26 protein-coding genes are annotated in these 23319 nt (G+C 58.3%); 9 read left to right on the top strand and 17 right to left on the bottom strand.

Translation table 11 applies throughout. From position 1 onward, the window contains the following. Positions 1-64: 64 nt before the first annotated feature. The 7 genes from hemC to CI070_RS14230 form a co-directional block, all read right to left on the bottom strand. Positions 65-1000 carry a hydroxymethylbilane synthase gene (gene hemC / locus CI070_RS10290; RefSeq protein WP_179218317.1) on the bottom strand — a complete coding sequence of 312 codons (936 nt, stop codon included), beginning with the start codon at positions 998-1000 and terminating at the stop codon, positions 65-67. Continuing rightward, positions 990-1991: a glutamyl-tRNA reductase gene (hemA, locus tag CI070_RS10285; protein ID WP_256943521.1), complete on the bottom strand. Its 1002-nt coding sequence runs from the start codon at positions 1989-1991 to the stop codon at positions 990-992. The genes hemC and hemA overlap by 11 nt, the downstream gene beginning before the upstream one ends. 20 nt (positions 1992-2011) lie before the next feature. Beyond that, positions 2012-2770, bottom strand: a complete 759-nt coding sequence (ccsA, locus tag CI070_RS10280) for a cytochrome c biogenesis protein CcsA (RefSeq protein ID WP_094135715.1) — start codon at positions 2768-2770, stop codon at positions 2012-2014. A 20-nt stretch (positions 2771-2790) separates the two neighbouring features. Next, positions 2791-3585, bottom strand: a complete 795-nt coding sequence (gene folE2, locus CI070_RS10275) for a GTP cyclohydrolase FolE2 (RefSeq protein WP_094135713.1) — start codon at positions 3583-3585, stop codon at positions 2791-2793. Between the two features lie 107 nt (positions 3586-3692). Then, a complete protein-coding gene (rpsR, locus tag CI070_RS10270) occupies positions 3693-3938 on the bottom strand; it encodes a 30S ribosomal protein S18 (protein ID WP_012419154.1) in 246 nt (81 codons plus the stop codon). A 32-nt stretch (positions 3939-3970) separates the two neighbouring features. Continuing rightward, positions 3971-4144, bottom strand: a complete 174-nt coding sequence (rpmG, locus tag CI070_RS10265; protein ID WP_012419155.1) for a 50S ribosomal protein L33 — start codon at positions 4142-4144, stop codon at positions 3971-3973. A 33-nt stretch (positions 4145-4177) separates the two neighbouring features. After that, the gene (locus tag CI070_RS14230; RefSeq protein ID WP_094135711.1) at positions 4178-5002 is read right to left on the bottom strand and encodes a TraR/DksA family transcriptional regulator; all 825 of its coding nucleotides are present in this window, start codon (positions 5000-5002) and stop codon (positions 4178-4180) included. A gap of 235 nt (positions 5003-5237) precedes the next feature. On the opposite strand from CI070_RS14230, the gene CI070_RS10255 reads away from it, so the two are divergent. The 9 genes from CI070_RS10255 (at position 5238) to CI070_RS10220 (ending at position 13688) form a co-directional block, all read left to right on the top strand. After that, positions 5238-6197 carry an ROK family protein gene (locus CI070_RS10255; protein WP_094135876.1) on the top strand — a complete coding sequence of 320 codons (960 nt, stop codon included), beginning with the start codon at positions 5238-5240 and terminating at the stop codon, positions 6195-6197. Positions 6198-6201: 4 nt separating this feature from the next. Beyond that, positions 6202-7170 (top strand): RsmB/NOP family class I SAM-dependent RNA methyltransferase, encoded by a 969-nt coding sequence (locus CI070_RS10250; protein WP_094135709.1) that lies wholly within the window; start codon positions 6202-6204, stop codon positions 7168-7170. Positions 7171-7176: 6 nt separating this feature from the next. Then, positions 7177-7686: a metallophosphoesterase family protein gene (locus tag CI070_RS10245; protein WP_094135707.1), complete on the top strand. Its 510-nt coding sequence runs from the start codon at positions 7177-7179 to the stop codon at positions 7684-7686. Then, positions 7683-8090 (top strand): NUDIX domain-containing protein, encoded by a 408-nt coding sequence (locus tag CI070_RS10240; RefSeq protein WP_094135705.1) that lies wholly within the window; start codon positions 7683-7685, stop codon positions 8088-8090. The genes CI070_RS10245 and CI070_RS10240 overlap by 4 nt, the downstream gene beginning before the upstream one ends. A 48-nt stretch (positions 8091-8138) precedes the next feature. Then, positions 8139-8282, top strand: coding sequence for a hypothetical protein (locus tag CI070_RS13645; protein WP_179219373.1), 144 nt, complete (start codon positions 8139-8141; stop codon positions 8280-8282). Positions 8283-8762: 480 nt separating this feature from the next. Then, the gene (locus tag CI070_RS10235; RefSeq protein ID WP_094135703.1) at positions 8763-10160 is read left to right on the top strand and encodes an efflux RND transporter periplasmic adaptor subunit; all 1398 of its coding nucleotides are present in this window, start codon (positions 8763-8765) and stop codon (positions 10158-10160) included. A 67-nt stretch (positions 10161-10227) separates the two neighbouring features. Next, positions 10228-10932 (top strand): ABC transporter ATP-binding protein, encoded by a 705-nt coding sequence (locus CI070_RS10230; RefSeq protein ID WP_094135701.1) that lies wholly within the window; start codon positions 10228-10230, stop codon positions 10930-10932. Further along, complete coding sequence (locus CI070_RS10225) at positions 10929-12293, top strand: ABC transporter permease (protein WP_094135699.1); 1365 nt, start codon at positions 10929-10931, stop codon at positions 12291-12293. The genes CI070_RS10230 and CI070_RS10225 overlap by 4 nt, the downstream gene beginning before the upstream one ends. Positions 12294-12314: 21 nt before the next feature. Next, positions 12315-13688: an efflux transporter outer membrane subunit gene (locus CI070_RS10220; RefSeq protein WP_094135698.1), complete on the top strand. Its 1374-nt coding sequence runs from the start codon at positions 12315-12317 to the stop codon at positions 13686-13688. Positions 13689-13894: 206 nt separating this feature from the next. Here CI070_RS10220 and CI070_RS10215 read toward each other — a convergent pair whose 3' ends face one another. The 10 genes from CI070_RS10215 to CI070_RS10170 all read right to left on the bottom strand — a co-directional run bounded on the left by CI070_RS10215 (position 13895) and on the right by CI070_RS10170 (position 23199). Continuing rightward, entirely contained in the window at positions 13895-15031 is a 1137-nt protein-coding gene (locus CI070_RS10215; protein ID WP_179218316.1) for a serine hydrolase domain-containing protein, read from the bottom strand. A gap of 201 nt (positions 15032-15232) precedes the next feature. Beyond that, the gene (gene tsaA, locus CI070_RS10210) at positions 15233-15901 is read right to left on the bottom strand and encodes a tRNA (N6-threonylcarbamoyladenosine(37)-N6)-methyltransferase TrmO (protein ID WP_094135694.1); all 669 of its coding nucleotides are present in this window, start codon (positions 15899-15901) and stop codon (positions 15233-15235) included. A gap of 56 nt (positions 15902-15957) precedes the next feature. Then, positions 15958-17232 carry a dihydroorotase gene (locus CI070_RS10205; RefSeq protein WP_143245533.1) on the bottom strand — a complete coding sequence of 425 codons (1275 nt, stop codon included), beginning with the start codon at positions 17230-17232 and terminating at the stop codon, positions 15958-15960. 6 nt (positions 17233-17238) lie between these two features. Continuing rightward, on the bottom strand, positions 17239-18165 hold the full coding sequence (locus CI070_RS10200) for an aspartate carbamoyltransferase catalytic subunit (RefSeq protein WP_094135690.1): 927 nt from the start codon (positions 18163-18165) through the stop codon (positions 17239-17241). A gap of 28 nt (positions 18166-18193) precedes the next feature. Next, complete coding sequence (gene pyrR / locus CI070_RS10195; protein ID WP_094135688.1) at positions 18194-18727, bottom strand: bifunctional pyr operon transcriptional regulator/uracil phosphoribosyltransferase PyrR; 534 nt, start codon at positions 18725-18727, stop codon at positions 18194-18196. Between the two features lie 26 nt (positions 18728-18753). Continuing rightward, complete coding sequence (locus CI070_RS10190; RefSeq protein WP_012419174.1) at positions 18754-19164, bottom strand: AIR carboxylase family protein; 411 nt, start codon at positions 19162-19164, stop codon at positions 18754-18756. 165 nt (positions 19165-19329) lie between these two features. Continuing rightward, on the bottom strand, positions 19330-19887 hold the full coding sequence (locus tag CI070_RS10185; RefSeq protein WP_094153292.1) for a hypothetical protein: 558 nt from the start codon (positions 19885-19887) through the stop codon (positions 19330-19332). A gap of 255 nt (positions 19888-20142) precedes the next feature. Then, the gene (locus tag CI070_RS10180) at positions 20143-21702 is read right to left on the bottom strand and encodes an FAD-dependent oxidoreductase (RefSeq protein ID WP_179218330.1); all 1560 of its coding nucleotides are present in this window, start codon (positions 21700-21702) and stop codon (positions 20143-20145) included. A 29-nt stretch (positions 21703-21731) separates the two neighbouring features. Continuing rightward, positions 21732-22787: an agmatine deiminase family protein gene (locus CI070_RS10175; RefSeq protein ID WP_094135875.1), complete on the bottom strand. Its 1056-nt coding sequence runs from the start codon at positions 22785-22787 to the stop codon at positions 21732-21734. Positions 22788-22803: 16 nt separating this feature from the next. Beyond that, complete coding sequence (locus CI070_RS10170) at positions 22804-23199, bottom strand: Minf_1886 family protein (RefSeq protein ID WP_094135683.1); 396 nt, start codon at positions 23197-23199, stop codon at positions 22804-22806. Positions 23200-23319 lie beyond the last annotated feature (120 nt).

Below are 23319 nucleotides of genomic sequence, written 5' to 3'. Positions count from 1 at the left end.
GACCGGAGTCCGGATCCTTTTTTTATCTTTCTCCGTACCCGGAACAAGAGGCAGGCTTTTGCCATCAACGCAGGCCCAATTCTTCAAAAGCCTGAAGGCCAAGCGCTTCAGGAGCTTTCCGGTCTCCGCGCACCACAACGGCGAAAGGCTCTTCCCTGCCCGGAGCATAATACGCGGCCCGCAAAACCAGTTCCTCTCCATCCAGATGGGCGTAAACACCCACAGGCGTAGAACAGTTCGCACCCAGACGCACCAGGAAAGCCCGTTCCGCCAGCGCACAGGCAAAAGCTTCCGGATCATTGATTCCTTTCAGCATTTCCTCCGTCTCCCTGTCCGAGGAACGGCATTCCATTCCAACAATGCCCTGCCCCACGGCAGGAATAAAAACTTCCACCGGCAAGGAACGCATGTAAAGTTTTCTTCCCTCCACAAGGGTTTCCGGAGCGTACAGCCCCAGGCGCTCCAAACCGGCCCTGGCCAGAATCACGGCATCCCAACCGGGTTGTTCCACCAGTTTTCCCAAACGCGTGGGCACATTCCCCCTCAGGTTTTCAAATCTCAGGCCGGAGCCCCAGTACGTGCGCGCCATCAGGCGGCGGCGCACGCTTCCGGTAGCCAGTGTTCCTGAACCGTTCCATTCCGGTTCCTTCGTAATGAGCACATCCTCCACGGCGGCACGGGGCAGAACGGCGGCCAGCGTGAAGCCGGAAGCAAGCTCGCTCGGCACATCCTTAAGGCTGTGCACCGCGACGTCAATGCGGCCAGACCGGAGAGCGGTTTCCAGTTCCTTAATGAAGATTCCCTTGTCCACCATGCCGGAAACGCGGGCCACATCCGCCAGAGGGACATCCGTGCGGCGATCGCCGATGGTATGGATGATTTCACGGCGCACGTCCAGTTCCGGGTAACGGAGGGAAAGGGCAGCACGGACCATGTCCGCCTGGGCCAGGGCCAGGGCGCTCCCGCGGGTGCCGATGATGAGGGTATTTTTACTGGTCATAAAGAGCGGAATCCGGAAAATATCTGGAAATGCTGTCACGGATGATGGCCTCGCACCGGGAGACCTCCTGCTCCCGGCTGCGCTTGGCTTCATCCGCCAGCTGGGTGAGGGTGTCAATGTCGTAGAGATACACTTCCTCAATATCCGCCACGTCTGGAGAGATGTTGCGCGGCACGGAAATATCAATCAAAAAGAGGGAGCGGTATTTACGGGAGGCGCGCAAAGGCAGCAGCGTTTCCCGGGTGATGATGCAGTGGGGGGCAGCGGTGGCGGCCACCACCACGTCAATATCCCTGAGATAGTTTCCCCACACGTCATACCGGATAGCCTGGCCGCCGATCATGCCCGCCAGCTCCACCGCACGGTCAAAAGAGCGGTTGGCCACATAAATGCCCTCAGCGCCCCGGGCATGCAGGGCGCGCCCCGTAACGCGGCTCATCTCGCCCGCCCCCAGAATAAGGACGCGGGTGCCGGAAAGGTCTCCGAAAATTTGTTCCGCCAGCTCCACAGCCACAGATCCCACGGAGGTAGCCCCGGCATGAATCTGGCTTTCCGTCCGCACTTTTTTACCGATCGTGAAGGCTTTCTGAAAGGTCTTGTTGGCGCAGGCCGCAGTTACTCCGGCATCCAAAGCCGTCTGGTAGGCCGTTTTTACCTGGCCGAAAATTTCCGTTTCCCCCAACACCATGGAATCCAGGCCGCTCAACACGCGACACAGATGCCCTAAAGCCTCTTCTCCCTGATGGCTGTAAAAATAGGAAGCCATATCCAGTTCCCCGCGTCCGTCTCCCAGGAAATGGGACAGAATATGCTCCTGCGCATTTTCCGGAGCGTTGGACCAATAGTAGATTTCCATGCGGTTGCATGTGGAAAGCACAACGCACTGATCCACTTCAGGAAGGGAGCGGATGCGCCTTCCCTCCTCCCGGAGCTTATGGGCCGGCACGGCAAACCGCTCCCGTATTTCCACAGGGGCGGTCCGGTGATTCAAGCCTAAACAAACCATTCTCATCAGCTTACCAGGAAAATGCTCATGGATGCAATAAAGAGGACCACGCAACAGCACGCCAACATCCGTCCTGGCATGCCGCGGCGGTAAATAAACCACAGCAGGACGCTGTAGCCTGCCGTGAGAAGAGAGACAATGGAGGTCTTGGCTGCATTGATGGGGAGATGCCCCCGCCATCCGAGCCATTCCCCGAGCAGAAGAAGGAGGAATGCCACAAGAATCAGGCGCTTCATGCTGGCTTCCAGTGTACGGATGGGAGGGAGCATACGGCAGGTACCGGGAATCCGGCGGCTTTTGAGACATTCATTCTGTATGCAGAACGCCGCTCCCGCAGCAGCAGCCAGGCCGCCGGCTCCGTAGGACATCATGGCTATGCCCACGTGCGCCGTCACCCAGAAGTCATGCGTGCCCTGCACGTCCGCGCCGGCACGGCCTATCAGCAGAGAGAGAGCCGTCAGCACGGCAATAGCCGGAGCCGTAAAGATGCCAAGCACGGACATTCGGTAAGCACGTCCCAGCATCAGATAAAAGAGGTTGATGCTCCAGGAAAGAAAGAAAAGCACCTCCGAAGCGCCGCGGATGGGGCACATTCCCGTTTGGTACGCTTTGACGCATAGCGCCCCTGTCTGGAGAACAAAGAGGCACGCCATCCAAAGATGGGCATATAAAAACCGTTGTCCGGAAGCCAGCAGGCGCCATCCCAGCCCTGTGAAAGCCAGGGAGAGGATGAGAGAGGCAATGGCCCACCAGTTATCGTTCATAAATCCGGCGCGGAAATGGTTCAGGAACGCAGATCGCGTTCAATGACGGCGTATGCCTGGTGGTTATGAATGGATTCAAAATTTTCCGCTTCCACCCGGTACCAGCTGAAGGCGGAATGACTCTGCGTTTTCAACGCCACGTTGCGCACCAGGTCTTCCACAAAGACAGGGTTTTCGTAAGCCTTTTCCGTCACCCATTTTTCATCCGGCCTTTTCAGCACGCTGAACAGGGAACAGCTCGCGCAGGATTCCACCAGGTCAATCAGGTCTTCAATCCAGACGGGCCTGGAGGCAAAACGCACGGAATAAGTGACCAGCCCGCGCTGGTTGTGGGCTCCGTAGGAACTCATAGCTTTGGAGCAAGGGCAGAGCGTCGTCACGGGGACGATGACTGTCAGTTTGAAATCAGCCAGTTTGTTGTTCGCTTCCGCCTCCATCTCAAACCGGACGACGTAATCCATAAGCCCTTCAATTCCGGTCACAGGAGCCTTTTTGGAGCGGAAAAACGGGAATTCCATTTCCACATGGGAACGGCGGGCGGACAGGCGGCGAAGCAGTTCCCGCGGAATAGCCAGGGCCGTATGCACATCCAGCAAGGGGCCATGCTGGTGCAACGCCTCCACAAAACGGCTCATATGGGTGCCCTTGAATTCTTCCGGCAAATCCACCGCCAGAGAAACCGTCGCCACGGTGGACTGGATGCGGTTGAGCTTGTCCTGTATCTGGATGGGGAAGCGCAGCCCTTTAACGCCCACCCGGTCAATGGAAATATTGCGCGTATCCGCCTCGGACTGGGTATCTTTCAGTTCCTGCATGGGGAAAGAGAATGATGGGTGGAAATAAAGCGGGAGTCTGCCCTGTTACCGGACAAACTCCCGCCTGCAAAGACAATTCTACCGAAAGAGATTTTCCTTGGGGCTTGTTACGGCAGAAGGTTGATGGAACGGGCCCGCTTGATTTCACGGGTTACCTTGCGGTGCATTTTAGCGGACAGCCCAGTCACACGGCGGGGAAGAATTTTGCCGGTTTCAGAGGTGAACTTGGACAGGAAATCAGGGTTGAGCAGGTTGACCTGATCCATCGGGATGTCGAGACGACGGCGCGGCATCTGACGATTGCACGTGCGGAAACGAATACGGCGTTCTACAGTCTTGGGTTCAGTGGACATAATAATGAAAATAATCGATAAGCCGAACGCGGTTAGCGCATTTCACGATGAAGCGTGCGACGCTTCAGGAAAGGATTGTACTTAATCTTTTCCAGGCGGCCGGGAGTACGCAGGCTTTTTTTATTGCGCGTGGTGACGTAGCGGGACGTAGGCTTTCCTTCGGCTTTGGCCTCGGTGCATTCGAGGATGATGATGTCTCTTGGCATGATGAAAATGTGTTACGGGGGAGGATTTATACACTATTCTTCGTCATCGTCAAGAGAAACAGATAAATCTACATCATTTTGTCCTCCCGCAAAGCCCAGGGCCACTCTGGGGCGGAACCTGGCATTCTGGCCTTTTTCCTTTTCCCACTGGGCCTGGCATTCCACAGTAAGCCGCGCAAAAGGGATGGCCTCCAGGCGCAGAATGGGAATGACTTTGTATGACATTTCGCAGATGCCATATGTTCCGTTGTCAATGCGGGCAAGCGCCTGTTCGATTTCATACAGGCCGTCCTGCTCCTTGGAAAGCAGGCTGAGCGCAAAATCACGGTCATAGGCGTCGCTGCCGGCATCCGCCTGGTGCTCCCCGGAGCCGGAAGCCTCACTGCCTTCCGGATGATTCCGAAGAGTGTCGCGGGCCACGCCGCTCATGCTGTCCAAAGCCCTGTCGCGCAAGTCCATCAGATGCTGGCGCTGCATCTGCACGAAGGGCTCCCATTCAGGATTGGCGGCCAGTTCCGCCTTGGCGGCGGCAATGGCTTCCGCCTGTTCGTCCGTCAATTCATTTTTTGCGGGAGTCGGAACCGGGGCAACGGGAGCGGAAGCGATTTTTTTAACCGGAGCTTTTTTGACCGTTTTCGGCGCCGGCTTTTTTTCCACCTCAACCGCGGCGGAGGCGTTGCTCTTGGCGGGGCTGGCGGCTTTTTCCGGCTCAGACGCCTTTTTCCTGCAGCACTTCTTCTTGGCGGGAGCCTCCAGGTCTACAGCGGTCTTGCAACCGGACTTCCCGCAGGTCTTTTTCTTGGGATCCGGAACTTCCTTGGCGACGGTCTTGCTATTGGTTTTCTTGGGAGTAGGCATAGGAGGTATCTCTATGGGCTGAGGTTGACAATATTTCACGAACAGAGGGCGGAACCAGCCCCGCTGACTAGACTATGAGACATTACAAACGCCCAAATGTTCATTCAAGAAAATTCAGCTGTGAAACAAGTCATTTTTCCCCTTCCCGCACCCGTTATTCCCCTGTCGGGATTTTAGGGGAAACATACCTCTTTTAACCTTTTCAATGCCCGGTAAAATTCTATATTGGCATTATATGACAGCTTCAACCATTCCCTCCATCGGCATTGACTTCGGAGGCACCTCCATCAAAATGGGGGTCGTCAAGGGCGCGGAAGTAATCGCCCACGCTCCTTCGATAGCCACTCAGGAATACGGCAATCCCGATCAACTGATTGAAGCCATAGCCCAGTTCGTGAATATGCTGCGGCTGAACCACCCGGAAGTGCAGGCCATCGGCATGGGAATGCCGGGGTTCGTCAATTTTTACCAGGGGACCGTTTACACGCTTACCAACGTTCCCGGCTGGAACAACGTTCCGGTAAAGGACATGCTCCAGGCGGCCTGCGGACTGCCCGTATACGTGGAAAACGACGCCAACTGCATGGCTTATGCGGAATGGAAGCTGGGCGCCGGAAAAGGAAAAAGGCATCTGGTCTGCCTGACCCTCGGCACCGGCGTCGGCAGCGGCCTGATCGTGAACGGAGAACTTCTGCGCGGGGCTACCTGCTCCGCCGGGGAGCTGGGGCAGACGAGCATCGACTACCGGGGGCGCCTGGGCCATTACGGCAACCGCGGCTCCCTGGAGGATTATGTGGGCAACCGGGAAATAGCTGCGGATGCCCGCACGCTTTACGCCAGCCACGGCATTGACAAGGCCATTGTGGACTGCAACCCCATCGCTTTGGAACGGGCCGCGTTGGCGGGTGATGAAGTGGCTGAACAAGTATGGCGGGACCTGGCCGTAAAACTCTCCTGCGCCCTGATGAATTGCTGCTATCTCCTGAATCCGGAAGCCATCATCATCGGCGGGGGCGTGGCCAAGGCCAGAACCCTGCTTTTCCAGCCCCTTCAGGAAATCATGAAAGCCCAGCTCGCCGCCCCTCTGGTGGAATATCTTGAAATCCTTTCCGCCCAGTTCGGTACGGAAGCGGGTATCCTGGGGGCCGCCCATCTGGCCCTCAACACCCACTTCGGAGAAACATTCCGGGCCTGATCTCGTGTCTTCATCCCAAATACTCAAACTCGCCCGCAAACTGGAATTGACGGCGGAACAGGAACGGGATTTTCTGGACGCCATGCAGGCCGGGAACCGTTCCAGAAGCGCGCTGGTCATTACACCGAAGGCTCCGGAAGGCTACCAGCCGCCCCTGCCGGCAAAAAACACGCCGCAGGAATGGGGGCATTCCTCCATTCTGGAGCTCCCGCCGGGAGAGACAGAAACCAAACCCGGCTCCCTGCCGGATTACGAATGCGGCTATTACTATCCGCTGGATCTCTCGTCCGTCTGGGAAACGGCCCCTCTGGCGCATCTTCCGTTTCGTCCGGGACGCTGCCTGGACATGTGCGCGGCGCCGGGAGGAAAAAGCATTCTGGCGCAAACGCGGGTATCTCCTCAGGAGCATGTTTCCAATGAGGTGCATCCGAAGCGCCTGGGCATTCTACGCCATAACCTGCTTCGCTGCGGCTTCACCAATTTGTACACCCAGCGCCTGCGCCCGGACCAGTGGGCGGAACTGGCCCCCGGCTGTTTCGATCTCATCCTGGCGGATGCCCCGTGCAGCGGGCAGTCCCTGCTGGCTAAAGGAATTCCCAACCCCGGCTGTTTCAATTCCTCCGTCACCGGAGGCAACGCCAAGCGGCAGCGGGGCATTTTGCTGGCCGCCCTCCGGTGTCTGGCTCCCGGCGGCTTCCTGCTGTACACTACATGCACCTACGCTCCGGAGGAAAATGAACGCAATGTCCTGTACCTGCTGAAGCGCCATCCGGACCTTCACACCGTAACCGTGCCGGAGCTGGAACATTTCCGTTCCTCCCTGACGCAGGAAGCCTGCTACCGGCTCATGCCCTTTCACGGAGCAGGAGCGGGCGGTTTCACCTGTCTGCTGCGCAAGGAGGGAGGCCATCCGCTCCCACTTTCCCTGCCGGATGAATTGAAGGCATGGCCCATTCATGCCATGAATTGCTGAAAAAAGATGAAGATAGGCATTTTTTCCGACTTGCACGACCGCACAGACCATCTGGAACCAGCCATGCACCGGATGCGCCTGCTGGGCTGCGGGCATTTCATCTTCCTGGGCGACTGCACCACCCCGGAGAGTTTCCGGCGCCTGATTGAACTGACGGAGGATTTTCCTCTGGACGCCGTTCCGGGCAACAATGACTATGATGTGGAAATCATGCGGCGGATGGCCGCCGGTTCCCCGGCGGCGCGCCTGCATCCGGAACATGCCCTTATCACCCGGTACGGCATGAAATTTTCCCTTTCCCATTACCCCAAATACGCCCTGCGGGAAGCGCGCAGCGGAGGCGCCGACGTCGCCCTGTACGGCCACACCCACCAGGCCGTGAGCGAAAAATACGGCAGCTGCCTGCTGGCCAATCCCGGAGAACTCCAGGGCAGAACCGGGCACATCGGCTTCGGCGTTCTGGATACGGAAACCCGCACCATCAACCTGCATACCCTGGATTTTCACGAGCCATGAACACGCTGGACGTCTGCTGCGCCCTGATTGAACTGCCCACCGCCCGGGGCCCCCTCCTTCTGGGCGCTAAAAAGAAAACGGGGCAGTCCAACGGGCTTCTTTACGAATTCCCGGGCGGGAAAGTGGAACCCGGAGAAAACGCCCGGAATGCCGTCATACGGGAAATACGGGAAGAACTGGGATGCGCCGTTGTCCCCGTCCGCAGGCTCACCCCTGTACGGCACCAGGAGCCTAAACGCGTTATCCGCCTCATCCCCTTTCTGTGCCGTCTGGAACATTGCTCCCTGCCCCGCCCCCTGGAACATGAAAACCTGGGGTTCTTCTCCCGCAGTACGCTGGAAGAACTGCCCTGGGCGCCTGCGGACCGCCTTGTGTTAACGGAATGGCTGGAAAAACACCGCTGAAAGCGCATTCCCTTCAAAATCAGCCGTTCCGAGGAAAAGTCCCCGCCCATGTCTGAAAAGATTGCAAAAACACCTTGGAACATTTTCCTCCATGAGGTATACAAGGCGGTGGCTGCTGCACTCGTCATTGCCTGGCAAAGTGGCCCGGACCGATATTACAACCTAATGGGGGCAGCCCCGACGCAGGGCTGACTACGTCCTATATCGGAAAAGTCAAAACAGCGGCGGAAGTCCCCGCTCTATTGAGGCACGGGAACGTGGCTCACAGCCAGAGACGGTGCAGCGGTGTCTTTCCTTTTTCTCTGCAAAACAGCCGGGATTCTCCCCCCTTTGGCGCAATACTCCCGGTCGTCAGATTTAACCGCCTTTTCCCGCTCTTTTCACTCTGCAGCATTTGCAGACACAAAGAAGCCATGTCTCAAGATTGAATGCGGGCGGAGACAACTGCCTCCTTCAGATATTTCGGGAGCTTCCATTCCCGTTCTTTCCGTCTCACTGGACGAGAAAGAAAAAGGGCAAAGAACGCAATATTATTAGTTAATAAACAGCAACTGTTAACAAACATAATAATCCCTTAGACATTTCCGGAAATCATGATAGGATCACGCTCTGTTGCGGAAAAGTTTTTAACATCCGTGCAACTTTTTCATTATTGCGAAGTATAATATAGTCGTGAAGGGATTCATCAAACTCATCATTGTCATTGCCGTTCTCGGAGGCCTCTGGTTTGCCTGGGAACAGTGGAAAGGAAATGAAGCCATCCAGGTGGACTATCAGACAGAGCCCCTTGAAAAGGGAGACCTGATGATCACCATTGAAGCGACTGGCGTCACGGAGCCTGATGAACTGGTAGACGTGGGCGCCCAGGTCAGCGGAATCATCATGGAGTTCGGCAAGGACCTGAACGGCAAGGTGGTGGATTATTCCAGCCCTGTAAAGGCCGGTCAAATACTCGCGGAAATCGACAAACTTCCCGTACAGCTGGACGTTCAGAGGGCGGAAGCCTCCAAAGCGCAGGCCATTGCCGGCATCGCCCGCGCCAAGGCGGACATTCAGCAGGCCAAAGCCAAGCACCAGCAGGCCAGACTGGACCGGGAACGCGCGGAAAAACTGGGGCCGGGGGATGCCCTGTCCAAATCCAGCTATGACCAGTATATTGCGGATGAAGAAACCGCCCGCGCCAACGTAGCCGTGGCGGAAGCCTCCCTGCAGGAAGCGGAAGCCTCCCTGAAACAGGCGGAAGCCGCGCTGAAAAAGGAAATGCGCAACCTGGAATACACCACCATCAAGTCCCCCGTGGACGGCGTCGTGGTCAAACGCCTGGTCAACATAGGCCAAACGGTGGTTTCCAGCATGAGCGCCTCCAGCCTGTTTTACATCGCTACAGACCTTTCCAAGCTGAAAATCTGGGCTGCCGTGAACGAGGCGGACATCGGCAGCATTCGCAAGGGGCAGGAGGTACTGTTCACCGTAGACGCTTTCGCCTGCCGCAAATTCAAGGGAACGGTGGACAAGATACGGCTGGACGCAACCATGACGTCCAATGTAGTCACTTACATCGTGGACATTGATGTTCCCAATCCGGACAAGCTTCTTATCCCTTATCTGACGGCAAATGTCCAATTCGTGGTGGAAGACATACGAAACGCCTTCCTCGTTTCCAATGCGGCCCTCCGCTTCCGCCCGGAAACAGAACTGGTCAGCGCTGAACAAAAAGCGGCTTTTGACCGGATGCAGCCGGAACTAGCCGCTCCCGTCCGGGACGGTCAGAAGAAAAAAGCCGTGGTTTGGGAATTGCGGGACAATCTTCTTTATCCCCACCTGGTCACCAAAGGGGAAAGCAACGGCATGCTGACGGCCATTGCGGGAGAAACGCTCCGGGAAGGAATGAAAATCGTTTCCACAGCGCAGATATTGAACCGCTCCGACAGTTCGGAAGACGGCTCTTCCGCCTCCGCCGGCGGGGAAAATCCGTTCGCGCCCAAGATGCCCCCGCGCCGCAAGCCAAGCACAGGCAACACGAAGACGCCCGCCCCGGCTGGCAACGGCGGCCCTCCCCCGCCTCCCTAACCCGGGGAACCGTCTTCATTCGACCGCTTAATTACTCTTTTTTTACCGCATCAAGCATTACAGCAACGTGATCCGCTTACGTGACATAACCAAGGTATACCACCTGGGAGAAATAGACCTTCAAGTGCTCAAGGGCATCACTCTGGATATCAATGAAGGGGAATTCGTCTCCCTCACGGGGGCTTCCGGTTCAGGAAAATCCACCCTGATGAATATCCTGGGCTGTCTGGACCGCCCGACCTCAGGCCATTACTATATTGCCGGGGAAGACGTCGCCAAATTCAACGCCGCAGAGCGCGCTACCCTCCGGAACAAGCGCATCGGATTCGTCTTCCAGAACTTTAACCTGCTCTCCCGTACCACGGCCCTGGAAAACGTGATGATGCCTGCCGTATATGCCCACCCTGCCCTCAGCATGAAAGCCATGCGCGAACGTTCCGTGGAATTGCTGAATTTGGTAGGGCTTTCCGACCGCATGGACCACACCCCGGCCCAGCTTTCCGGCGGGCAGCAGCAGCGCGTAGCCATTGCCCGTTCCCTCATCAACAACCCCAGCATCCTGCTGGCGGACGAACCAACGGGAAACCTGGACTCCACTACCTCCAAGGAAGTGCTGCACATGTTTAAGGACCTGAACCGCCAACAGGGAATCACAGTCATCCTGGTGACGCACGACCCCAAAATAGCCGCCTTCACGGACAGGGCCGTCAACATGGCGGACGGTCTTATCTGCGAAGGGATTTCCGATATGCTTAGCAAGGACGACGTATGAAATTCCTTCCTCTCCTTAAAACCTGCATCAGGGCCCTGGTGCGCAATCCCATGCGCGCGGCCCTCACCATCCTGGGCATCATCATCGGCATTGCCGCAGTAATCGCCATGGTGGAAATCGGCCAGGGCTCCACGCTTCAAATTAAAAATACCATTGCCTCTATGGGGGCGGATACGCTGAATATCCGCCCCGGAGCCATCTCCAAAAGCGGAGTCAATACCGGCGCGGGCGGACGGGCCTCCCTGACCAACGCGGACTGCGAAGCCATCGCGAAGGACTGCCCCATGGTTCTGCGGGCTACGCCTGTGGTGCGCGCCAGCGGCCAGGTCATTTACGGCAACAAGAACTGGAGCCCGGAAACTGTAGAGGGCGGTTCCGTGGAATACCTGAAAATCAAAAGCTGGTATGACATGGCGCGGGGCCAGCCCTTCTCCGAGGAAGATGTGGAACAGGCCAGGCGCGTATGCGTCATCGGCCAGACGGTGGCCAAGGAACTCTTCGGGGAGGAAGACCCGCTGGGCAAGGATATCCGCATCAAAAATGTCATGTTCAAAGTCATCGGCATCCTTCAGAAAAAAGGGGCCAATATGATGGGACGCGACCAGGACGACTCCATCATCCTCCCGTGGACGAGCATCCGTTACCGCCTCCAGGGTCTGGGCGGCGGTTCCGCCACCGCTTCCTCCGGCAAAAGCGCCACCACCTTCAACCGGGCGGATAAATACACCGCCAATTCCGTGGATTATTACACGGAAACTACGGACCAGCCCTACACGGACGCTCCCCATCCGCGGCGCTTCAACAACATTGACTTCATCATGGCGCAAATTTCAGACCCGGAACGGTCCTCCGAGGCGATTGACCAGATTACGGAAGTGATCCGCGCCAAGCACAACCTCAAGGACGGCCAGCTGGACGATTTCCGGGTATGGGACATGGCGGAAATGTCCCGCGCCATGAGCAGCACCACGGAAGTAATGACCAATCTGCTGATGATCGTGGCCATGATCTCTCTGGTCGTCGGCGGCGTCGGCATCATGAATATCATGCTCGTTTCCGTCACGGAACGGACCAAGGAAATTGGCCTGCGCATGGCGGTGGGCGCCCGTCCGCAGGATATCATGCGCCAGTTCCTGCTGGAAGCGGTTCTGCTCTGCGTGGTAGGCGGCGCGCTGGGCATCATGCTCGGCAAGGCTATCTCCATCATCGTCAGCCGCACCATGAACTGGGCCACCGCCTCCTCCCCGGAAGCCATGGCTCTGGCTGTAGGCGTCTCCGTGTTCATCGGCCTGGCCTTCGGATGGTACCCCTCCTGGAAGGCGTCCAAGATGGACCCCATTGACGCCCTGAGACACGAATAACTCCTTACTCCTTCTTTTCCCATGTCATCCACGTTCAAGCACCTCCCCCTTCTGGCCGCCTGTTTCCTTGGCTCCTGCATGGTGGGCCCGGATTTCCGGACGCCGTCCAATGACCTCCCCGCCACGTGGGAAGCGAACAGGCCCCCCCACAGTTCGGATAAAGATTTGCGTTCCTGGTGGAATATCTTTGGAGACCCCCAGCTTAACCGCCTGGTCTCCGCTTCCCTCAACAACAATCCGGACATGACCGTGGCCCTGCTCCGCATCCGGGAAGCCAGGGAAAAGCTCCGCGTCTCCCAGGCCTCCCTGCTTCCCGCCGCAGACGCCAGCGCCGGATGGAGCCTGTCTCCGGACAGAGGTTTCCGCAGCTCCTCTTCCCAGAATTTCTCCCTGGGAGCATCCACCTCCTGGGAGCTGGACCTCTTTGGCGGCAACCGGCGTTCCATTGAAGCCTCCCGCGCCTCCCTCATGTCCACGGAAGCTTCCGCAGGGGCCGTGCGCACGGCCCTGCTGGCGGACGTCGCTACGGCCTACTTTGACTGGATTACCGCCTGTGAACAGCTCCGCATCGCCCGGGAACAACTGGAAATCCAACGCAGCACCCTCACCATTGCGGAAAAACGATACAAAACGGAATTCGCTCCCCGCCTGGATGTGGAGCAGGCCACCTCTACCGTCGCCTCCACGGAAAGCCGCATCCCCGCGCTGGAAGCACAGGTGGCCTCTGCTAAAAACCAGCTCGCCGTGCTGCTGGGCACCTACAATTCCCGTGTGGAACTGACGCTGCCCAAGGCTTCCGTCTTTGAAAAAACGCCCGTCGTTCCGGTAGGCCTCCCCTCCGAACTCCTGCGGCGCAGGCCCGACGTTATCGCCGCTGAAGCGGACCTGCACGCGGCCGTCGCCAACGTGGGCGTAGCCGTAGCGGATCTGTACCCGCGCTTCAGCCTGACGGGTTCCCTTTCCAGCCGCGGCGGAGATTTCGGCCAGCTTTTCAGGGAAAACAATAACGCGTGGTCCCTGGGGGGGAATCTGCTCCAGCCCCTGTTCCGGGGAGGAGCCCTGAGAGCCACGGTACGCGCCCAGAAAGCCGCGGCGGAACAAGCTGCGGAAACTTACCGTAAAACGCTCATCACCGCCGTCTCCGAAGTGGAGGACGCCCTGATCGCCTATGGCAGCTATACTTCCCAGATGCAATACCTGCACAAGGAAAACAACGCCAACAGAGAAGCGTTCCAGCTCTCCCGCACCCTGTACATCAACGGCGAGACGGACTTCCTGAACGTGATCACCGCCCAGCGTTCCTGGCTCAGCTCGGAAGAATCCCTGGTCACCATGAAACAGAACATCCGCAAGGCCGTGGTGCAGCTCGCGCGCGCTCTGGGCGGAGGGTGGTAACCGGCAGCTCCCTCCAAAGGGTCGGGGTCGCCATCCCCGGTAAACGGAACCCTGATTTTTCAACAGGGGATAGGGTAGCAAGGAAATGACTGAAGAATCATTCTTTCGCGCCCTTCACATTCAGATTAAAAAAGACCGTAAGAGTAGGAACGAATAAACTATCCGGAAACTTCCGAGGGGATTTGAACAGATAGCCAGGGTTCAGGTTAAGAACACTCTTCAGCCACTTCTTTCATGACTGCGCTGATCAGGTTCCGGGTTTTCACGCCGGGCAGCACATTCAGGTCCATGCGGTTCATCGCGTAGCCGAAGGAAAGACCGTAAGCCGGATCAGCAAAGGCATGGGAACCGCCCGCCCCGGCATGCCCGAAACCGCCGGAACCGAACAGATGGCGCAGCTTGCGGCCCGTGGCGGGATCTGCGGGATCGTGCATGAAACCGCAGGAAAAGGCGGTGGGCGTTTTCAGCGTCAGGTCCGGCCCGTCAATGACGACGTTCCGCATCCAGCCGCGCACGGCGGACGGGAATACCCGGAGTTCATCCAGCCCCAGGCAGGCCTGGTAGAACTGCGCCATGCCGCGGGCGGAAGCCACGCCGCCGAAGGCCGGAACTCCGGACACCCACGCTTCCGGCGCGTTCATCTGCCGCACACTGTTCAGCCCTATCAGAGTATTGAACGCACGGTGTACGGGCGTGCCCTTGTTCATGTATTCCAGATAAAACGGCGTCCCCATGTTGGACATGTCCATCTTGCCGGGATACAGCGTCGCCACGCGGTTCCATTCGGATTCCGGCAACCTGATGTAAAAGTCCAGATTCAACGGTTTGCGGATGTATTCCTCCCAGTAACGCCACAGGCGTTCCCCGGTCAGCCGGAGCATGAGTTCATCAAGCATCACCCCGTAAGTATGCGGATGATAACCGTGCTCCGGCGGCTGCCACGCCGGAACGGTTTCCTCCAGGGCGCGCGCGCAATCCTCATGGTCAAACACGTTTGCCGTCCGGGAAAAGGCCGCCAAACCGCATTGATGGGACATCATCTGCGCAATGGATGCATAAGGAAGCGGGAATTCCGGCCACAGTTCCCCCATGCTCATCTGCGGCGAGGCTCCCTGCTGGTGCAGGGCCAGCAGAAGGGCGGCGGATGCGGCTCCCTTGGTGGCGGAGTAAACAGGCACCAGCGAATGTTCCGTCCACGGACGCGTTTCATCCGCTGCGGCAAACCCGGAATGCAGGGAAACAATCTCCCTTCCCTCCTGCCAGACAGAAACGGATGCGCCCAATTCTCCGTAATTACGAAAGTTTTCCTGAAAAGCTTCGGTTATCTGCCGGTAATCATTCATTCCCTTAAAAGGCCCGGCGTTACTCCCAGGGTCCAAACAGGAACATACTCCCCTCCGGCTCCGAAGGCAAGCTCCGGCGCAGCCCATCCGGGAGAGGCTGCGAAAGTAAGCATTCGTCTTTCGCATGAGCGGCCAGGCATTTCCCGGCTCCCACTTCATCCGGCTCCTCCTTCGGAGAGAATTAAGAAAGCCGGAACCATGTCACCTTCTTTCCAGGGACAATACGCGCAGCCGCTTTTCCTCTACCCTGAACTTCACCTCCCAGCCAGAGAACAAAAGGCCGTAAACCCGTTCCGGATCGTCCTGATACTGGGGGCGGGGATCCAGGGACAGCGTATCTTCCAGCGCAACTCTCTCTTCCGGAGACATGGAACTGCCAAAAGAATCGGGGATTTCCACGTCCAGCCGTTCATAGGGGACGGCCGTAAACCCTTCCGACGCCCCCGGGATGCAGTCCGCCAGAGGAACATAGGGTTTGATGTCCAGAATGGGGGTGTCATCCACCAAATCCACGCCGGAAAGATGCAATACCGGCCCGTCCAGAGGATGCAGTTCCACTTTTTCCAGCCTGACGGCAGACAATCCGATGGGATTGGGGCGGAACGGCGCACGCGTGGCGAACACGCCCATGCGCACATTGCCCCCCAGCCGCGGCGGCCGGACCGTAGGGCTCCACCCCTTATTCACGTTTTCACTGAACACCCAGACCAGCCACAGATGGGAAAACCCTTCCAGCCCGCGAACGGCGTCCGGATGACGGAACGGAGGCTCAAATACCAGCCGCGCCCGCGCGCCCGGAACCAGGCCGCTCTGGCGCGGCACGCCAAATTTGTCCGGATAACACGTGCTGACGCGGGCGACGGGCTGCAAGCGGAAGCTGACGGTTAATCATTAATAATTGCCGGCCTTTCTCCATCACGCTCTCATCAGAAGCAGTGGAGCTGTTCTCCGAGCACTACGGCATCCACCTTCCCCTTCAGGGTTTTGCCCAGGAATGGGGTGTTGCGGGCGCGGCTGCGGAGCGTTTCATCCGTGACGGGCGTTTCTCCTTCCGGGTCAAACACCACCAGATTGGCCGGAGCCCCCTCTTCCAGAGAGACGGGGGCCAGCCCCATCAGCCTGCGGGGAGAGTCGCTGCAGGCGCGCACCACCGTCCGCCAGGACATCTTTCCAGGTTCCACCAGATACTGGTAAATAGCGGGCAGGAACGTATCCAGCGCAATCATGCCCTGCGGGGCGACAATGAAATCCTGAAGTTTGGAAAACGGCGTGCAGGGCGTGTGATCGGAGACGATGCAGTCAATGGTGCCGTCATTCACGGCGGCAATCAGGGCATCCACATCCGACTGGTCGCGCAGGGGCGGCAACGTTTTGTAGCAGGTATCGTACCGGCCCACGTCCTCATGCGTGAACAGGAGATGGTGAAGCGCCGCTTCCGCGCTCAGCCCGGCGGTTTTCGGCTTGCACCGGCGCAGGATATCCACGCTGCCGGCCGTAGAGACGGTCTGCACATGCAGGGAGTTGCCCGTATCCACGGAAAGGCGGATGATGGTTTCCAGCCCTATTTCCTCCGCACAGGAGGGGGAACCCATCAAGCCCAGACGGTAGGAGGTAGTGCCCGGGTGCATGGCCGCCCTGGCCGTCAGGGACGGCACGTCTCCGCGCAGGGCGAAAGTGAGGTTCAGATTGCTGGCGTACTGCATGGCGCGGTACAGCAGAAGCATGTTGTCCGGCGCGCGGTCCCCGTCCGTAATGAAACGGACGCCCTTGGCCCGCAGGGAATCATAGGAGGCCTGCTCTTCCCCGCCGTCCCCCTTAGTCAGGCACCCGGAGGGGATCACCTCCACCAGAGCATCCGTCCGGCATATTTCCATGAACGTGGTAATCTGGGCGGCATTGTCCATCACGGGTTCGGTATCCGGCATCGCCATCAATCCGGTCACCCCGCCATGCAGGGCGGCGGCAGTAGCCGTAGCCACACGCTCCTTGTCCTCCCGGCCGGGCTGGCACAAATGGGCATGGATGTCAAACAGGCCGGGCAGAACAAGCTTTCCGGAAGCGTCCAGCGTCTTTTCCGCGGCGCTTTCCAGAAGCGTTCCGGCAGGAGCTTTGGCTGTAATCACTCCCCCGGAAACCAGAAGATCCGCCGGGGCGGAACCGTCCGTCAGCCGGGCATTGCGAATAAGTACGGAAGTTTTCATGAACAATCAGTGCTGGGTTTGCGGAGTGAGATGGTAAAGGATGGACATGCGGCAGGCGATGCCGTTTTCCACCTGGCGGTTGATCAGGCAGCGCTCGTAGTCCATCGCCAGGTCACAGATTTCCACGCCGCGGTTGACCGGCCCCGGATGCATGATATACAGCCCTTCACCGGAAATGCGCTTCAGGCGTTCTTCCGTAACGCCGTAAATCTTGTTGTACTCCCGGGCGCTGGGGAAGAAGGGGGCGTCCTGCCGCTCCTTTTGAACGCGCAGCAGGTAAATTACGTCCGGTTTCCAGGCAAACGCCTCATTGAAATCGGAAAAGCGGGGAATGCCGGAATGTTCGGTGCGCGGCACCAGGGAACCCGGCCCCAGGAAGGCCACTTCCATCCCCAGCCTCTTCATCAGCAGGGAGGTGGAACGTGCCACGCGGGAATGCAGGATGTCCCCCACAATCAGAACGCGCTTTCCCCTCACCTCCGGAAACACCTCCCGGATGGTAAAGGAATCCAGCAGAGCCTGGGAAGGATGGGCATGCGCTCCGTCTCCGGCGTTCACCACACTGGCGCAGGTATGGCGCGCAATCACGTTCGGCAAGCCGCTGTTGTAATGGCGCACGATCACATAATCCACTTTCATGGCCTGGAGCGTGGCGATCGTGTCCTGTACGGATTCCCCTTTCACCACGGAAGAGGTGGACACCGTGAAATTGGTCACGTCCGCAGACAGGCGTTCCGCCGCTACTTCGAAGGAGGAACGGGTACGGGTGCTGGGTTCATAAAAAAGCGTCAGGACGGACTTGCCTTTCAGAGCGGGCACCTTTTTGACGCTTTTGGTAAAGAGCTCTTTCATCGGGCCGGCCGAATCCAGCAGCGTATGAATTTCCTCATCAGTCAATGAGGAGATATTAAGAAGATCCTTGCGGGGATTCATGGGAAATGGAGAATGAATTGAAAAATTTTCAGTGGGAGGGAATGACTACGCAGTCCTCGCCGTCGGACTCCTTCATGCTTACGATGACCTTGGCTCCGGCATGGTCCAGCACATGTCCCGTGTAATCCGGCTGGATGGGAACTTCCCGGCCGCCGCGGTCAATCAGGCACGCCAGCTCAATGCGGGCCGGACGGCCGTAGTCGAAGAGGGCGTTCAGGGCCGCACGTATGGTGCGTCCCGTATAAAGGACGTCGTCCACCAGCACCACCCTCATGTCATCCGTGGAAAACGGCAAATTGGAGGAACGGAGGGAGGGCCGGGCTTCCAGCTTGAAGATATCATCCCGGTACAGGGAAATATCAATAGAGCCGTACTGGGCTTCCACACCCAGCTTCTTGACCTTGTCCACCAGACGCCGGGCAATCACGTCCCCCTGGCTGAGCAGGCCGACGATGGCGAGGGGTTCTCCTGGAAAACGGGCCACAATGCCGTGGGCCATGCGCTCAAGAGCACGGGAAATTCCCGGACCGTCCAATACGATTTCCTGTGAAGGAGGAGTCATCTGCCGGATAGGGAAAAAAGTTCACGTTACAGCCCCGCCAGCTTTAAAATGCGGTGGGCGGCCATGGCGGCATTGACGGGGGTTTTCTTATGCAGGCCAACCGTGGTGCAGGGCACGCCGCCGGGGCACTGGGCAATCGCCAGCAGGGCGTCAATACCGTTCAGGGGGCCTCCGGGAACCGGCACGCCGATAACCGGGAGGGAACAGCTCATCACCACCACGCCGGGAAGGGCGGCGGACAGGCCGGCCACAGCCAGAATAACCGCCTTTTCTCCGCTGGCTTCCAGATCCCCCAGAAACCTAATCAGCTCCGGAAGGTCGCGGTGGGCGGACAGAACGGTTTCTTCATAAGGAACGTTCTCCTGAGCAAAATACTCGCGGGCCGGTTCCATAAAGGGCTTATCATTCGGGCTGCCGTAGATGACGATGACTTTCATGGCTGTATGTGCTGTTGTGAAACTTGCGGATTATGACCCCAAGCCCCCTGCCCTGGCAAGACTTAACCTGCAAAAAAATGAAGAGCCCCGGTTGGAAATGAAAAACAGGAAGAAGAAAACGCCGGAGTTACGGAACCGTTCCGGGGAACCGGCCCGGCATCCTTGTCATTCCTCCATTCCGGCTTCCCCCGTCCCTTCATCCTCTCCGGGAATCTTCAGTTTTCCGGAGAGGATATCCTTCCTGATCCGGTGAAGAGCCTTCAGCCTTTCCACTTCACCCAATCCTTCCGTTTCCCGCATCAGGAATGAAGAAAACTGTACGGAACAATTCTCCAGCCGGTATTTTTCCAGAATACTTCCCCCCATCTTCATGTATTGGCCTCCGCACTCCCCGTAAGCGTTCAGTATTTCATCCGCAGTCATTTTCTCCTTTTCCACCCGTTCCAGCAATTTCCTGAACTCCCTAATCATCTTCAGATGCATGGCACGGTAATCGGAAGGGCATTTATCCAGCATCCCAATCCATTCGGGAGATTGAATATACTTGAGCGTGGCCACCAGCACTGCACGATTGTCCTTTTCCTCCAACTCCACAATGCACGTCCAGATAATACCCAGCTGCAAGTGTCTGGCTATAGCCTCCCTGTACGCCGCCACTTTTTTCCCTTCCTCCATTTCCAAATCCACATTAGCCATGGAGGGCGCCGCAATATCCTGGGACATGCCGGAAAGCGTCATCAAAAACGCAGAAAGGATTCCCCACCGGAACAGATTTAACATGAAAACACGTTACAGAAATCTTTTACGCATGGTCAACAATATTCTTCCCTCCCGGAAAAAACGAGCCGGCTTCCATTTCCCGGCCTGATGATCCGGTTCCGGTATAATACAGAGGGGGGGGGACGCAGGCGCGTACATCTATCCGGAAAAGCAGAAAACCTGCACCGCACTGATGACTGCCGACCGCTTGGGAAAAACCTAGCGGGCTGCCTGCTGCGCCACGGCTTCCGCACAACGGCGTCCATCCAGGGCGGCGGAAACAATGCCTCCGGCGTAACCCGCCCCTTCGCCGCATGGGTACAGTCCCTCCAGACCGGGATGCTCCAGCGTGGCAGGGTCCCTTGGAATGCGCACGGGGGAGCTGGTGCGCGTCTCACAGCCAATGAGCTGGGCGGAAGCTCCGGCAAATCCCCGCCATTTACGGTCAAACTGCCGCAGCCCCTCCCGCATGCGCCAGACAATCCCTTCCGGGAGCAATTCATGAAGGGGATGGGATACAATGCCGGGGTGATAGCTGGTAGGCAGCAGGGAAGAAGAAACGCGCCCTTTCAGAAAATCCTCCACCTTCTGGGCCGGGGCTTTCTGCATGCCTCCTCCGGCACGGCAGGAAGCCGTCTCCAGCGCCTTCTGATACGCCACGCCCGCCAGCGCTCCGTGTTCCCTGCAAAACGGTTCCGTATCTTCCGGATGCACGCTGACTACAAAACCGGCATTGGCAAATGGGGAATCCCTCCGGGCCAGAGACATGCCGTTGACCACCACCTCATCGTTTTCCGTGGCGGCGGGAACGATGAACCCGCCGGGGCACATGCAGAAGGAGTGGACGCCGCGGTCCTGAATGGTGGTCGTCACGGAATAACGGGCCGCCGGAAGCTGCTCCGGACGCTTCTGCTCCGGATTCAGGTGGTACTGACGCGCGTCCACAAACGCCTGGGGGTGCTCAATGCGTACCCCCACGGCAAAGGATTTCTGTTCCAGAGCCAGCCCCTCCGCCAGCATCATGCGGTACACGTCCCGCGCACTGTGCCCGGTAGCCAGCAAAACGGAATCCGCCGCGAATTCCCGGCCATCCGCACAGGCCACGCCGCGTATGCGGCGACCGTCCGCGGAACGGAGCAGATGCTCTACACGGGTATTGAAATGAACTTCCCCGCCCGCGCGAAGGATAGATTCCCTGATGGCTTTGACGACATTGGGCAGCAGGTTGGAGCCGATATGCGGATGAGCGTCCGTTAAAATTTCCCGCGGCGCCCCGTGGGCTACAAAAATCTCGTAAACCTCCCGCACGGGGCCTCTCTTGGTCGCGCGCGTAAACAGCTTTCCGTCGGAAAACGTGCCTGCCCCTCCCTCTCCAAAACAGTAATTGGAATCCTCCATCACCGTGCCGCGGCGCAGGATGGGAGCCAGGTCAAACCGGCGGGAAGAAACGTCCTTTCCCCGTTCCAGCACCACAGGCTTTATGCCCAGCTCCAAACAGCGGAGCGCGGCGAACATTCCGGCCGGTCCGAACCCGATGATCAGCGCCACAGGGGAGCCGGGACGGACGGGCGGATAGTCCCGGGAAGGAAGACGTTCCGGCGGCAGCTGTTCATCCACCCCGACCAGCAGGCGAAGCTGGAAGAGAATTTTTTTCTGCCGGGAGTCAATGGATTCCTTCACCAGCCGCAAATCCCTGATACGGGAGGGGGAAATACCCAGCTTCCGCGCCACGGCGGCGCGGCGCGCGCGCTCGCTGCCGGCCTTTTCCATCGGCAGCATCACATCCACCGTTATTCCTTCCCCTCCGCTCACAGTCCCTCCTTCCCCGGCCGGGGCTGCTGCTGGGTGATGCAGTGGATGGCGCCGCCTTCCAGCACCAGCTTGCGGGCATCCACCCCTATTACCTGTTTTCCGCTGAAACACTCACGCAGAATGCCCAGGGCACGATCGTCATTCCGGGGCTGGTTGAATACGGGAACAATGACGGCCTCATTCACAATGAGGAAATTGGCGTAACTGGCAGGGAGCTGGTCCAGCCGCCAGTCCTCCGCATGGAGGGGGTCCGGCATCGGCAGGGGGATCACCTCCACGCCGGAGCCGTCCACGCATCTCAAATCCTGAAGGCGTTCATTATTCTCCGCCAGAGCGCGGTAATGGGGAGAGGAAGAATCCGTCTCCACAATGGAAACTACGGCATCCCGGCACACAAAACGCACCATGTCGTCAATGTGGCCGTCCGTATCATCCCCTTCAATACCGGAACCGAGCCAGAAAACGGCTCTGACGCCCAGCATGCGCCTCAATTCCTCTTCAATCATGGCCCGGCTCCAATCCGGATTGCGGTTGGGATTCAGCAGCACGGACTCCGTCGTCACCAGCAAGCCGTCCCCATTGCCCTCAATCGCCCCCCCTTCCAGAATCATGGAAGAACTGCGCAAGGGAAGCCCCAGCGCCGCTCCAATCAGGGAGGGAACTCCGTTGTCCAGATCCCACGGAGCAAATTTGCCGCCCCATGCATTAAATTGCCAATCCGCCAGCATCAGGGAACCGTCCTTCACATCCTGAACGAAAACGGGGCCGTGGTCCCGGCACCACACGTCGTTGGTCGGGTGGTCGAACAGGCGGAATTGCTCCTCCCGCACTCCGGCAGCCTGCATCGCCCGCCTGATGCCGGGATGAAGGGGCGCCGCGGCATTCACGCACACAAGGGCATGCGGGACAATGGCAGCGGCCACGCTCCCATAAGTCCTCTGCAATTCATCCAGCCCTCCTTGCCACAAATCCCTGCGGTGGGGCCAGGACAGCCAGACAGCATCCTGGGGCTCCCATTCAGCGGGCCAGCGTACATAGGGTTCCTTGTTCATGGCGGTATCGGGCGGTTTAACTGGGCTGGTCCTGAAATTCATAAGGCTCTTCAAAAGCTCTGCGGAAATTCATGAACCCCTTGAAATCATCCAGAGAGTCCTCCGGCTGTTTGGAAAAAACGTCTTCCTCAATCAGTAAAAAAACCATTTCCCCCACATTCTTTCCGTTCCTAATCCCCCATTCCTTCATCACGGTGGAAGCCATAGGCCCGAACTGGGCGAGAGCGTAATCCCGGAACCCTTCCAGCAGTTCCTGTCCGCTGACATGCCTCTGAGAGCCGTTTTCCCGCTCTTCAACACGCTGCATGGTAAAATCCAGCGCATCTTTCAGAAAGGAATACGCCCGTTCCGCAAAACGGGGATCCTTCCGTACAATACGGCTCACGGCATCTTCAAACGTAGGGGCGGTCATAGCGGCTCGCCGCTACCCTATACGGCTCCCTGTGAAAATCAAGATTTTTGGGAACGCGCCGGCTTCAGAACCTCCCTCAGGGAAAGCATGGGAAAACGAAGGCGGCCGCACCTCCGCAGG

This window comes from Akkermansia muciniphila (assembly GCF_900184965.1).
GTDB classification, from domain to species: Bacteria; Verrucomicrobiota; Verrucomicrobiia; order Verrucomicrobiales; family Akkermansiaceae; genus Akkermansia; species Akkermansia muciniphila_A.
This window is presented reverse-complemented; position numbering and strand designations above follow the sequence as displayed.

Coding starts and splice junctions, on each gene's coding strand:
- CI070_RS10245 (WP_094135707.1), top strand. CDS start 7,177: ATGAAGATAGGCATTTTTTCCGACTTGCACGACCGCACAGACCATCTG.
- folE2 (WP_094135713.1), bottom strand. CDS start 3,585: ATGCAGGAACTGAAAGATACCCAGTCCGAGGCGGATACGCGCAATATT.
- rpsR (WP_012419154.1), bottom strand. CDS start 3,938: ATGTCCACTGAACCCAAGACTGTAGAACGCCGTATTCGTTTCCGCACG.
- CI070_RS10205 (WP_143245533.1), bottom strand. CDS start 17,232: ATGAAAACTTCCGTACTTATTCGCAATGCCCGGCTGACGGACGGTTCC.
- CI070_RS10220 (WP_094135698.1), top strand. CDS start 12,315: ATGTCATCCACGTTCAAGCACCTCCCCCTTCTGGCCGCCTGTTTCCTT.
- CI070_RS10185 (WP_094153292.1), bottom strand. CDS start 19,887: ATGTCCCAGGATATTGCGGCGCCCTCCATGGCTAATGTGGATTTGGAA.
- hemC (WP_179218317.1), bottom strand. CDS start 1,000: ATGACCAGTAAAAATACCCTCATCATCGGCACCCGCGGGAGCGCCCTG.
- ccsA (WP_094135715.1), bottom strand. CDS start 2,770: ATGAACGATAACTGGTGGGCCATTGCCTCTCTCATCCTCTCCCTGGCT.
- CI070_RS10215 (WP_179218316.1), bottom strand. CDS start 15,031: ATGAATGATTACCGGCAGATAACCGAAGCTTTTCAGGAAAACTTTCGT.
- CI070_RS10170 (WP_094135683.1), bottom strand. CDS start 23,199: ATGACCGCCCCTACGTTTGAAGATGCCGTGAGCCGTATTGTACGGAAG.
- CI070_RS10190 (WP_012419174.1), bottom strand. CDS start 19,164: ATGAAAGTCATCGTCATCTACGGCAGCCCGAATGATAAGCCCTTTATG.
- CI070_RS14230 (WP_094135711.1), bottom strand. CDS start 5,002: ATGCCTACTCCCAAGAAAACCAATAGCAAGACCGTCGCCAAGGAAGTT.
- CI070_RS10225 (WP_094135699.1), top strand. CDS start 10,929: ATGAAATTCCTTCCTCTCCTTAAAACCTGCATCAGGGCCCTGGTGCGC.
- CI070_RS10240 (WP_094135705.1), top strand. CDS start 7,683: ATGAACACGCTGGACGTCTGCTGCGCCCTGATTGAACTGCCCACCGCC.
- CI070_RS10255 (WP_094135876.1), top strand. CDS start 5,238: ATGACAGCTTCAACCATTCCCTCCATCGGCATTGACTTCGGAGGCACC.
- CI070_RS10200 (WP_094135690.1), bottom strand. CDS start 18,165: ATGAATCCCCGCAAGGATCTTCTTAATATCTCCTCATTGACTGATGAG.
- CI070_RS13645 (WP_179219373.1), top strand. CDS start 8,139: ATGTCTGAAAAGATTGCAAAAACACCTTGGAACATTTTCCTCCATGAG.
- pyrR (WP_094135688.1), bottom strand. CDS start 18,727: ATGACTCCTCCTTCACAGGAAATCGTATTGGACGGTCCGGGAATTTCC.
- rpmG (WP_012419155.1), bottom strand. CDS start 4,144: ATGCCAAGAGACATCATCATCCTCGAATGCACCGAGGCCAAAGCCGAA.
- CI070_RS10180 (WP_179218330.1), bottom strand. CDS start 21,702: ATGCTGCCGATGGAAAAGGCCGGCAGCGAGCGCGCGCGCCGCGCCGCC.
- CI070_RS10175 (WP_094135875.1), bottom strand. CDS start 22,787: ATGAACAAGGAACCCTATGTACGCTGGCCCGCTGAATGGGAGCCCCAG.